We start from the raw sequence: 10,986 nt of genomic DNA, 5'->3' as shown, positions 1-10,986 counted from the left end.
TATTTGGCGAAGCATATTATCTTTGGGGATAACGACATCATAGATAGCTATATATGGGCTTAGAGGGAGCGATTCTTGAAAGGAAATCATTTGGATACCACCTAGAAATTGTTGTTAGCCATATTATAAAATAAAAAAGCAGTTGAAAGTTGAAAAATCAACCTTCAACTGCTAAAAAAAGAAGTTCACCTTGATAACCGGTAAATGAATGAATTCATTACTGTATAAGAGTTTAATGTTTTTATTGAAATGTACTTTTTCAGTGCCCTCGCTGTGCTCCTGTGGGGTCTCAACTCTTCCGCTATTTCCCGCAGGACATTGAATCCTCTTCTCTGAATTTACATCGCACGAAGAAAATGCGCATGCATTTTATGAGGAGTCTGCGTGCCTTGCACTCCAATCAACAGGGTTTTTAACTTTATTCGGCAGTGCTAAGATCCTAAATTAAAATCTTTTAGTGCTTACAAATAAGGCATGATCTCAGTCTTTTGGTTCTTCGGTTGGAGGCATTAGCAAATGAAGTATTATGTTGAGGGAGCATTTGAGAATAAATTTTCCTTTTTAGAGGGGGCTGTTGATTTGCGTTCCAGGCACTTCGCTTTCCGCGGGGCGGCGCTGAGCCTCCTCGTCGTCCCTCCTGCGGGGTCTCAGCTCTGCCGCTGCAATCCCGCAGGAGTCTACGTGCCTTCCACTCCAATCAACAGGGTTCATAACTTTGTTCGGGAGTGCTAGGATTTACTATTAAATTTTTTAGTCCTCATTACAAGGCATTATCTCTGTCTTTTGTTCCTTTGGTTGGAAATCTTAACACTTATATACCTTTCGGAAATTATATTTGATTGCATTGGGATCAATTTTCCTTTTTAGAGGGGGGCTGTTGATTTGCGTTCCAGGCACTTCGCTTTCCGCGGGGCGGAGTTGAGCCTCCTCTTCGCTGTGCTCCTGCGGGGTCTCAACTCTTCCGCTATTTCCCGCAGGACATTGAATCCTCTTCTCTGAATTTACATCGCACGAAGAAAATGCGCATGCATTTTATGAGGAATCTACGTGCCTTGCACTCCAATCAACAGGGTTTGATAACTTTATTCGGTAATGAAAAGATCTGAATCCATTCCAATTGGTTACTATAAATTAGACATTATTTTAATGAATCACTTTAACCCCAATTCCAGCTTCCTCGGCCATGATCCCCGCTTCTTTCAGTATCCCGAACATTTCCTCATATTTCTGAAGGTATTCCTGAAGTTTAAGGTGTTTGTCTTCTAATTCCTTTTCCAGGAGCTTGTTTCTTTCTGCGAGTTTGGCCGATTCCTCCTGCAGTTCTTTTTGTTCATTTATGAGCGGAATTAAGGACTGCAGCTTTTGAAGGAATGCTAATCCATCTCTGAGGCCCAGGATATCTCCAAGAGCAGGATCTTCACGATTATCCTGCTTCACAGAGGGAGCGGCCTGGTGTTTCAGCAGGATGTTATATCTTGCCCTGCAGGCAGTAGCCGTTCTTGCAAGCTTTTTGGCGGCTTCCTCATAGCAGGCCTGTTTCGTACGTCCCTGGTTTGTTCCTTCTTCCATTGCTTCCATAAGGAGCCGGTCCTCTTCGGCAGTCCATTTTTTATTTTTTGCTGTCATGCTCCGTCCTCCTTTTTCTTTATTTCTTTATCGTCACCTGCACAGATGTTCTTATTCAAAAAAGGGGCTGTCCCTAACTGTGACAGCCCCTTTTTGTAAGAGTCATTCATTTGCTTTTATTAAGTTTTTCATAAATAGCTGAGAGGGCCTGTTCGAATTTACCGGTTGTTTTAGGCTCATAATAGATTTTGTTTTTGATTTTATCAGGGAGGTACTGCTGCTTCACCCAGCCTCCAGGATAATCATGCGGATATTTATAGTCGATTCCTCTTCCAAGCTCCTTGGCACCTTTGTAATGGGCGTCCTTCAGATGCTGAGGGACTTCGCCGCTTTTGCCTGCGCGGATATCGGCAAGTGCGGCATCAAGGGCAGAATAAGCTGAGTTCGATTTCGGAGATAAACACAATTCTATGACAGCGTTGGCAAGGGGGATGCGCGCCTCCGGAAATCCGATCCTCTCCGCGGTTTCAATGGCAGCGAGCGTCCGTGCGCCAGCCTGCGGGCTGGCAAGCCCGATATCTTCGTAGGCAATGACAAGCAGCCTTCTGCTGATGCTCACAAGGTCCCCGGCTTCAATCAGCCTTCCCAGATAATGAAGGGCGGCGTTCACATCGCTGCCTCGTATGCTTTTTTGGAATCCTGACAGCACATCATAGTGTGCATCCCCGTCCTTATCATGGGCAAAGCTTTTTCGCTGCAGGCATTCTTCGGCAGTCCCAAGAGCAATGCTGATGACTCCACTTTCATCTTTTTCTGTTGACAGGACAGCCAGCTCCAGGGCATTCAGGGAGCTGCGGACGTCCCCATTTGAAGAAGAGGCGAGATGTGACAGGGCATCTTCGTCTATTTCGACATTTTCATTTCCAAAGCCGTTTTCTTTGTCCTGCAGGGCTCTGAGCAGGCTTTTCTTGATATCCTCTTCAGAAAGCGGCTTAAGCTCAAAGATTTGGCAGCGGCTCCGTATTGCAGGATTGATCGCATGGTAAGGATTGCTTGTTGTGGCGCCGATCAGCACGATCATCCCATTTTCCAGGTAAGGAAGGAGAAAATCCTGCTTGGCCTTATCCAGGCGGTGGACCTCATCAAGGAGGAGTATGACTTTTCCGGACATCTTGGCTTCAGCAGCCACAACTTCCATATCCTTCTTATTATTTGTAACAGCATTCAATGTCCGGAAGGCAAATTGTGTGCTGCCGGCAATGGCGCTGGCTATGGAAGTCTTTCCGATCCCCGGCGGCCCGTACAGGATCATGGAAGATAGCTGTCTTGCCTTAACCATTCTGTATATGATTTTCCCTTCGCCGACCAGATGTTCCTGGCCGATAATATCTTCAATAGATCTAGGCCTCATGCGGAAGGCAAGCGGCTTGGTATTCATTATGCATCTCTCCAGCCAATGTAGTTGATTGCGGATGAGCGGTTTCCCGATCCGATTCTTATCATTAGTGTACCGCAAATGGGTTTCTAAAGGAAAAAGGAAGGCTCCTGCCGGCAGCAGAAGGGCAGGCGCCTTCTGCATAAAGACACGAAAATATGCTATAATGTCAAAAGTCTATATAATTACTAAGCATTTTGGTAAAATTTAATATAAAAGCCATTCTGGCACAGGGAGCAGAAGAAACCAATGATAAGGAAAAGAAAAGGGCAGACAGGGCCCCGTTTTGCAGTGTTTTTTTCAGGCCTTCTCGTTATGGCCCTTGGCATCGTGCTCCTTATAAAGGCCGAGCTTGGGGCAACACCCTGGGATGTCCTCCATGTCGGCCTTTTCTATCAGGCAGGCCTGACGATTGGAAGCTGGTCAATCATTGTAGGGCTCGTCATTCTGACGGCCGCTGCCTTGCTTTCAGGGGAGATTCCCCAGTTTGGGGCTTTTCTGAATATGTTTTTAATCGGAGTGTTCATTGATTTTTACATGATGCTGCCTTTCATGCAGACTCCCGGCAGCCTGGCTGGAAAAATAGTCATGCTTGTCGCTGGCATCATTATTAATGCTTATGGAATGGGGCTTTATATCTCCGCCCAATTCGGGGCAGGGCCCCGTGACAGCTTGATGATTGCCCTGGCAGCCAAGACAGGCCGGAAGATCCGCGATGTCCGCGGTGCTATGGAGCTGCTGGTCCTGGCTGCAGGCTGGCTGCTCGGCGGACCGATTTTCTGGGCGACGATTCTTTATACGCTCGTCATCGGGCCGCTGGTGGGGCTTGCCCTGCCGCAATGCCAGACTTTGACAGATAAATGGCTTGAAAAGCTGATCAGCAAAAAGGGAGGCATAAGTGCTCCTTCATTAAAAGAACAAGATCGAGGTGCAAGTTCATGAAAATTTCCACTAAAGGCCGCTATGGCTTGACTATTATGATTGAATTGGCTAAAAAACATGGAGAAGGGCCGATCTCCTTGAAATCTATCGCCCAGACAAATGATCTTTCCGAGCACTATCTGGAGCAGCTGATTGCTCCGCTTCGCAACGCCGGACTTGTCAGAAGCATTCGGGGTGCCTATGGCGGATATGTGCTTGGCCATGAGCCTGCCGATATCACTTCAGGCGATATCATCAGGGTGCTTGAAGGGCCGATCAGTCCTGTCGAAGGCATTGAAGACGAAGAGCCTGCGAAAAGAGAGCTTTGGATGAGGATCAGGGATGCTGTCAAGGAAGTGCTGGACAGCACGACGCTGGAGGATCTGGCAAACCATACGGACAGCGGCGAATCTGATGCTTATATGTTTTATATTTAGTCCCGGCACCAGCTTTTTGCCAGCGGGCTGGATTTTAAAAAACACACAGCTGGGCATAGCTGTATAAAAGGAATTCAATTAGAAGGTGAATGGATTGGATAGAATTTATATTGATCATGCTGCAACCTCTCCCATGCATCCGCGCGTCATTGAGCGGATGCTTGAAGTAATGCAGTCAGATTTCGGGAACCCGTCGAGCATCCATTTTTATGGCAGAAGTGCACGGAATATTGTCGATGAAGCAAGGGAATCCCTTGCCAGGAGCATCGGTGCGCATGCAACTGATATCATCTTCACGAGCGGGGGCACAGAAGCTGATAACCTGGCAATCCTTGGAACTGCTGCAGGCCGCCCGGACGGAGGGCATATCATAACAACTGAGATTGAACACCATGCAGTGCTCCATACCTGCAGGCAGCTTGAACAGCAGGGCTTTGAAGTCACTTATCTCCCTGTAGGTGAAACCGGGATTGTAAAAGTGGAAGATGTCCGGAAAGCGCTGAGGGATGACACGATTCTCGTGACAATCATGTACGGCAATAACGAGGTCGGGACCATCCAGCCGATCAGGGAAATTGGTGCCCTTCTGAAGGATCATCCTGCCTATTTCCATACTGATGCTGTCCAGGCATACGGGCTGGAAAAACTGGATGTAAGTGAACTGAATGTGGATTTCCTTTCAGTATCGGCCCACAAAATCAATGGGCCAAAAGGGATCGGCTTCCTTTATAAAAACAAGGCTGCAAAGCTTTTTTCACCGAGGATGTATGGCGGGGAACAGGAAAGGAAGCGCCGTGCAGGCACGGAGAATGTTGCTTCTATAGCCGGTTTTCAGGAAGCTGTCAGCATTGCCTCCGAAAACAGGGAGGAAAATGTCCGGAAATACCGTGAATTCAAGCGGGTGTTCATGTCAAAGCTTGAGGAAGCCGGTGTGGAATTCTGCCCGAACGGATTACTTGATAACACGCTCCCCCATGTTTTAAACTTAAGCTTTCCCGGAACTAACGTCGAAAGCATGCTCGTTAATCTCGATCTGGCAGGAATTGCCGCATCAAGCGGCTCAGCCTGCACAGCAGGATCGATTGATCCGTCGCATGTCCTTGTAGCCATGTTTGGAAAGAATTCCGGACGGCTGGCCAATTCGATCCGCTTCAGCTTCGGATTTACAAATTCCGTGGAGCAGATTGCAAAAGCCGGGGAAGAAACCGCAAAAATCATCCAGAGGCTTAGGAAATAAGCTCTCTGTCATATTTGCAGCAGCCAAAGGGGAGAAGGAAATATTTCTGCCCTTTACGATAAAAGCCGAAACACAAGAGAGGTGAGGAAGATGGCAAAATCCCCTAAAGATACCCGGGTAGTCGTCGGAATGTCAGGAGGTGTCGATTCATCTGTGGCCGCACTGCTTCTTAAAGAGCAGGGCTATGATGTGATCGGCATTTTTATGAAAAACTGGGACGATACGGACGAGAACGGCGTCTGTACCGCAACAGAAGACTATGAAGATGTCATCAGGGTCTGCAACCAGATTGGCATCCCTTATTATGCTGTTAATTTCGAAAAACAGTATTGGGATAAAGTATTTACGTATTTTCTTGATGAATATAAAGCAGGCCGCACGCCAAATCCTGATGTGATGTGCAATAAGGAAATTAAATTCAAAGCGTTTCTTGAGCACGCGATGAGCCTTGGCGCAGATTACCTCGCAACAGGGCATTATGCGAGAGTGGAACATGGGGAAAATGGCGTGAAGATGCTGCGCGGACTTGATGAAAATAAAGATCAGACTTACTTCCTGAACCAGCTCACTGAAGAGCAGCTTTCCAAGGTCATGTTCCCGATCGGCAGCATAGAGAAATCCGAGGTAAGGGAAATCGCCAAGAAGGCCGGTCTTGCCACAGCTGCAAAAAAGGACAGTACAGGAATCTGCTTTATTGGCGAACGCAATTTCAAAGAGTTCCTTGGCAACTATCTGCCTGCACAGCCCGGCAGCATGGAAACAATGGAAGGCGAAACGGTAGGGAGACATGACGGCTTGATGTATTATACAATCGGCCAGCGCCATGGACTTGGCATCGGCGGTGCAGGCGATCCCTGGTTTGTTATCGGGAAGGACCTGAAGCGCAATGTTTTATACGTTGGCCAGGGCTTCGACAATGAAAAGCTCTATTCTGATTCCATCATTGCTGACAAGGTCAGCTGGGTTTCAAAAGCACCGGGCGAAACTTTCGAGTGCACAGCAAAATTCAGATACCGCCAGCCGGATAATTCAGTAACAGTCACACTGCTTGAGAATGGACAGGCAAAGGTAACCTTCCATTCGCCTATCAGAGCTGTTACACCTGGCCAGGCTGTCGTGTTTTATGATGGCGAAGTCTGCCTTGGAGGCGGAACAATCGACCGCGTATTCAACAATGAACAAATGCTGACATATGTCGGCTGAGCAGTGCCCCGGTCCAGTTGGAATCGGGGCTTTCTTTTGGAGTGAAATATCGTAAGGGTGCTTGGCCTAGCGGAAATCAGCCGCCTCATTATGATATAATTTCTGCAGACGCCTTTATGGTGCAATTTTGCTTTTTAAGGAACAGGGTGGACGCCGTCAGCGCGTGCCTCCTTGCATTACATAGATGGAGAGTGGTTTACATGGATAAAAATCAGCATGGAATCGAGCTTATGAGGGAAGGGAAATGGGAGGAAGCGGCCAAGGTCTTTATGGAGGCTATTAGTGAAAATGCTGCTGATCCTGTTTCTTATATTAATTTAGGCAATGTTCTTGCCGCAGCAGGGGAAAACGAACAAGCCCTTAAATTCTATGAAAAGGCCATTGAAATTGATGAAAATGCCGCTGCTGCCTATTACAGCGCAGGCAATCTTTATTTCGAAGCGGACCAGCTGGATTCCGCCAAAAATATGTTTGAACAGGCAATGCGAAAGGGGCTCGAATCAGCCGATAACTATTTCATGCTCGGGCTTACACTGATGCAGCTGGACCAGGCCAGGCTGGCTCTGCCTTACCTGCAAAGAAGTACTGAATTGAATGATGCTGATGCTGAAGCGCACTTTCAGTACGGACTCTGCCTGGCCCAGCAGGAATTAATTGACGAGGCAATCGTCCAGTTCAGCCGCTGTGTGGAAATAGACCCTGATCATGCCGATGGCTATTACAACCTCGGTGTAGCTTATGGATTCAAGGAAGAAGCTGAAAAGGCGCTTTCTATGTTCGATAAAGCACTGGAAATCCAGCCGGATCACATGCTTGCTGGATATGGCAGGAAATTGATTGAAAAAAGCTGACAAACCGAAAAAATCAGCCTGCTTTTAGGAAGGGGGAATAATGATGGAGAAGCAGGATTCTCTGGATCTTTTTGCCGAACAGGGCAAATTCATCAAAGGGAAGCATCTTGTGACTATTTTTCATAATGAATCAAATCTATATACAGTGCTCCGGATCCGGGTGGAAGAGACGAATCATGAATATGACGACAAGGAAGCTGTCATCACAGGCTATTTCCCGAAGGTGCATGACCATGAATCGTATATTTTCTATGGGGAATTCAAGGAGCACCCGAAATTCGGCCTTCAGTTCTTGGCGAATCATTTCCGGAAGGATATCCCCCAGACCAAGCAGGGCGTAGTAGGCTATCTTTCCGGCGAGCTTTTTAAAGGCATCGGGAAAAAGACGGCTGAATCTATCGTAGATAAACTCGGGGAGAATGCGATTTCCAGAATCCTCAACCAGCCCTCCCTACTGGACGAGATCCCGAAACTTCCTTCTGAAAAAGCAAAGCTCCTTTACGACACACTTATGGAGCATCAGGGTCTGGAACAGGCAATGATTGCACTGAATCAGTATGGCTTCGGCCCCCAGCTGAGCATGAAGATATATCAGATGTACAAGGATGAGACCGTCCAGCTTCTGCAGACCAATCCATACAAGCTGGTTGAGGATATTGAAGGCATCGGTTTCGGCAGGGCGGATGAGCTTGGTTACCAGCTTGGCATTTCAGGAAGCCATCCTGACCGCATCAAGGCGGCATGCCTGTATATCCTGGAAACAGAAAGCATGCAGAACGGAAATGTTTATGTGCATGCCCGCACCCTCCTGGAAAAAGCCAGGTCGCTTCTTGAAGAAAATAAACGTGATCAGATTGAATACAGCTCCATTTCGCAGGAAGTCATCAAACTCGAAGAAGAAGGCAAGATCATGGCAGAAGACAAGCAGATTTATCTGCCTTCCCTTTATTTTGCTGAAAAGGGGCTTGTAACGAGCATCAAGCGGCTGCTGCAGCAGACCGAGTATGATGAACAATTCCCTGAGTCGGAGTTCCTGCTTGCCCTTGGCAGCCTTGAGGAAAGGATAGGTGTGCAGTACGCCCCTTCGCAAAAAGAAGCAATCCAGACCGCTCTGATGAGTCCGATGCTTATCCTGACGGGGGGACCGGGAACGGGAAAGACGACAGTCATCAAAGGCATTGTCGAACTGTACGCTGAGCTGCATGGCTGCTCACTGGAACCGAAGGATTATAAAAAGGAAGAGCCTTTCCCGTTCCTTCTGGCCGCCCCGACAGGAAGGGCAGCCAAGAGGATGTCCGAATCGACCGGCCTTCCTGCTGTAACGATTCACAGGCTGCTCGGCTGGAATGGAACCGAAGGCTTTGACCACCATGAAGACAATCCGCTGGAAGGGAAAATCCTGATAGTCGATGAAACCTCCATGGTTGACATCTGGCTGGCGAACAAGCTGTTCAAGGCTTTGCCGGAAAACATCCAGGTCATCCTGGTAGGAGATGAAGACCAGCTGCCTTCAGTCGGACCCGGCCAGGTGCTGAAGGATCTCCTTCTTTCAGAAAAAGTGCCCACTGTCAGGCTGACAGATATTTACCGGCAGGCAGAAGGCTCATCCATCATTGAGCTGGCGCACGAAATCAAAAAAGGCGGTCTTCCTGATGATATCGCGGTGCAGCAGGCCGACCGATCATTCCTTAAGTGCAGCCCTGCCCAGATTGCCGATGTGGTTGAAAAGGTAGTCCTGAATGCCAGGAAAAAAGGCTACAGGTCCAGGGACATTCAGGTCCTCGCCCCTATGTACAGGGGGCCGGCAGGAATTGATAATCTGAATAAGATCCTTCAGGAAATTTTAAACCCCAACCCTGACGGCACCCGGAAGGAGCTTTCGTTCGGCGATGTGAAATACAGGGTGGGCGATAAGGTCCTTCAGCTGGTCAACCAGCCGGAAAATAACGTATTTAACGGAGATATGGGCGAAATTGTATCTGTCTTTTATGCAAAGGAAAATACCGAAAAGCAGGATATGATTGTCGTTTCTTTTGATGGGAACGAAGCAACCTATACGAGGCAGGACCTCAGCCAGATTACGCTTGCCTACTGCTGCTCTGTCCATAAATCACAGGGAAGCGAGTTTCCGATTGTCATTATGCCGATCGTGCGGAGCTATTACCGCATGCTCAGAAGGAACCTGATTTATACAGCCATTACGAGAAGCAGGCAGTTTCTCATCCTTTGCGGGGAAGAATCAGCCTTGAGAACCGGGGTGCAGAGGGCGGATGAGCAGGCAAGGCTGACTTCCCTGACAAAACGGCTTCAGGATGCACTGGGGGAAGCTCCTGTGCAGGCAGGAGAGGAAGAAGCAGGCGAAGAAGAGGAAGACGTCCCATACGAAGTAAAGCTCATGAATGCAGATCCAATGATCGGGATGGGATCCATCACTCCTTATGACTTTTTGGAAGAGAAAGCATAATCAGGCAGACTCCTGAACAGACTGAAGAATATCACTATTTCAGTCATAGAGGTGCTGGCAAATGAGAAAATGGAATAAGGAAAGCGCTCCGAACAATAATCTCCCTGCAGCAGAAATTAAATCATCAGAGCTGATCGGAAACGGAGACGAACTCCAATTTTCTGAAGAGCTTTCAGATGGCGGAGAAAGAAATGAAATCATTGAAAGAGCTGAAAAAGAATGAGAATGAACCTGTCCGGCGCAGTCGCCTGGCAGGTTTTTTTGTTAGTTAAGGTAAATTTTTTGCCTCATAATTCAAGGGCGTGGGCAGACAATAATAATGTTCGGGAAGGTGGGACGATCTTTGCGGACTTTTTCCTTGCTGAAAGGGATGCCTGTCTTTGACATGGAGAACGGGACTTCAGTCGGTGAAGTGCATGATATATGCATTTCAGAGGAAGGAAGCATCACCGGTCTTCTCCTCCGCAAAGGCGCATTCCTGAAAAAGAATTTTCTGATTCCCTTTGCATCCATTGCAAGCTTTGGCAGCGGCGGAGTCATGATCAAAACAACTTCCGGGCTTTCTCCTGTAAAACGCCTTTCCGGGTATACCTTTGAAAATCAGCATCGGATCTGCGGTAAGATGCTGATTTCCCATGAGGGGGAGCAGCTCGGCCTTCTGGAGGATGTATATTTTCTGGAAGAATTGGGCACGATTGTAGGGTATGAGTTATCAGATGGCTTCTTTTCGGATATAACCGAAGGAAAAAAGGTAGTCAATTCCGATGAACCGCCTGCATTTGGAAAGGATGCCATCATTGTTAACGCTAAGAATTAGCCGTTTGCTCTTTCTGAACAGGCTGGCTTGCCAAACAATGCGAGGTGTCCACCAT

10 protein-coding genes are annotated in these 10,986 nt (G+C 47.8%); 8 read left to right on the top strand and 2 right to left on the bottom strand.

Annotation, left to right across the window (positions count from 1 at the left end; translation table 11 throughout):
• Positions 1–1,143 precede the first annotated feature (1,143 nt).
• Both FZD51_RS21165 and FZD51_RS21160 read right to left on the bottom strand, forming a co-directional pair.
• Positions 1,144–1,626 carry a Myb-like DNA-binding domain-containing protein gene (locus FZD51_RS21165; RefSeq protein WP_148976559.1) on the bottom strand — a complete coding sequence of 161 codons (483 nt, stop codon included), beginning with the start codon at positions 1,624–1,626 and terminating at the stop codon, positions 1,144–1,146.
• Positions 1,627–1,732: 106 nt separating this feature from the next.
• Complete coding sequence (locus tag FZD51_RS21160; protein ID WP_148976558.1) at positions 1,733–3,004, bottom strand: replication-associated recombination protein A; 1,272 nt, start codon at positions 3,002–3,004, stop codon at positions 1,733–1,735.
• Between the two features lie 246 nt (positions 3,005–3,250).
• Between FZD51_RS21160 and FZD51_RS21155 the strand changes: the two genes are divergently transcribed.
• From FZD51_RS21155 to FZD51_RS21125, 8 genes are all read left to right on the top strand, one after another.
• Positions 3,251–3,943, top strand: coding sequence for a YczE/YyaS/YitT family protein (locus FZD51_RS21155; RefSeq protein WP_148976557.1), 693 nt, complete (start codon positions 3,251–3,253; stop codon positions 3,941–3,943).
• Entirely contained in the window at positions 3,940–4,359 is a 420-nt protein-coding gene (gene cymR / locus FZD51_RS21150) for a cysteine metabolism transcriptional regulator CymR (RefSeq protein WP_009796213.1), read from the top strand. Before FZD51_RS21155 ends, cymR begins: the two co-directional genes overlap by 4 nt.
• Positions 4,360–4,453: 94 nt before the next feature.
• On the top strand, positions 4,454–5,596 hold the full coding sequence (locus FZD51_RS21145) for a cysteine desulfurase family protein (RefSeq protein ID WP_148976556.1): 1,143 nt from the start codon (positions 4,454–4,456) through the stop codon (positions 5,594–5,596).
• A gap of 90 nt (positions 5,597–5,686) precedes the next feature.
• On the top strand, positions 5,687–6,799 hold the full coding sequence (gene mnmA / locus FZD51_RS21140; protein WP_094766992.1) for a tRNA 2-thiouridine(34) synthase MnmA: 1,113 nt from the start codon (positions 5,687–5,689) through the stop codon (positions 6,797–6,799).
• Positions 6,800–6,999: 200 nt separating this feature from the next.
• Positions 7,000–7,650, top strand: a complete 651-nt coding sequence (locus FZD51_RS21135) for a tetratricopeptide repeat protein (RefSeq protein ID WP_148976555.1) — start codon at positions 7,000–7,002, stop codon at positions 7,648–7,650.
• 43 nt (positions 7,651–7,693) lie between these two features.
• A complete protein-coding gene (gene recD2 / locus FZD51_RS21130) occupies positions 7,694–10,114 on the top strand; it encodes an SF1B family DNA helicase RecD2 (RefSeq protein WP_148976565.1) in 2,421 nt (806 codons plus the stop codon).
• A 61-nt stretch (positions 10,115–10,175) separates the two neighbouring features.
• A complete protein-coding gene (locus FZD51_RS26310; protein WP_187445849.1) occupies positions 10,176–10,337 on the top strand; it encodes a hypothetical protein in 162 nt (53 codons plus the stop codon).
• Between the two features lie 120 nt (positions 10,338–10,457).
• The gene (locus FZD51_RS21125; protein ID WP_148976554.1) at positions 10,458–10,931 is read left to right on the top strand and encodes a PRC-barrel domain-containing protein; all 474 of its coding nucleotides are present in this window, start codon (positions 10,458–10,460) and stop codon (positions 10,929–10,931) included.
• The last annotated feature ends 55 nt before the right edge of the window (positions 10,932–10,986 follow it).

The sequence above is a fragment of the Bacillus infantis genome (genome assembly GCF_008180445.1).
Lineage (GTDB): Bacteria > Bacillota > Bacilli > Bacillales > Cytobacillaceae > Bacillus_AB > Bacillus_AB infantis_B.
The sequence above is the reverse complement of the archived record's forward strand: the minus strand, read 5'-3'. Positions and strand labels throughout refer to the sequence as shown.

Excerpts from the sequence above, each read along its gene's own strand:
- FZD51_RS21165 (WP_148976559.1), bottom strand. The coding sequence starts at position 1,626 with ATGACAGCAAAAAATAAAAAATGGACTGCCGAAGAGGACCGGCTCCTT.
- FZD51_RS21135 (WP_148976555.1), top strand. The coding sequence starts at position 7,000 with ATGGATAAAAATCAGCATGGAATCGAGCTTATGAGGGAAGGGAAATGG.
- FZD51_RS21160 (WP_148976558.1), bottom strand. The coding sequence starts at position 3,004 with ATGAATACCAAGCCGCTTGCCTTCCGCATGAGGCCTAGATCTATTGAA.
- FZD51_RS21155 (WP_148976557.1), top strand. The coding sequence starts at position 3,251 with ATGATAAGGAAAAGAAAAGGGCAGACAGGGCCCCGTTTTGCAGTGTTT.
- recD2 (WP_148976565.1), top strand. The coding sequence starts at position 7,694 with ATGGAGAAGCAGGATTCTCTGGATCTTTTTGCCGAACAGGGCAAATTC.
- mnmA (WP_094766992.1), top strand. The coding sequence starts at position 5,687 with ATGGCAAAATCCCCTAAAGATACCCGGGTAGTCGTCGGAATGTCAGGA.
- cymR (WP_009796213.1), top strand. The coding sequence starts at position 3,940 with ATGAAAATTTCCACTAAAGGCCGCTATGGCTTGACTATTATGATTGAA.
- FZD51_RS26310 (WP_187445849.1), top strand. The coding sequence starts at position 10,176 with ATGAGAAAATGGAATAAGGAAAGCGCTCCGAACAATAATCTCCCTGCA.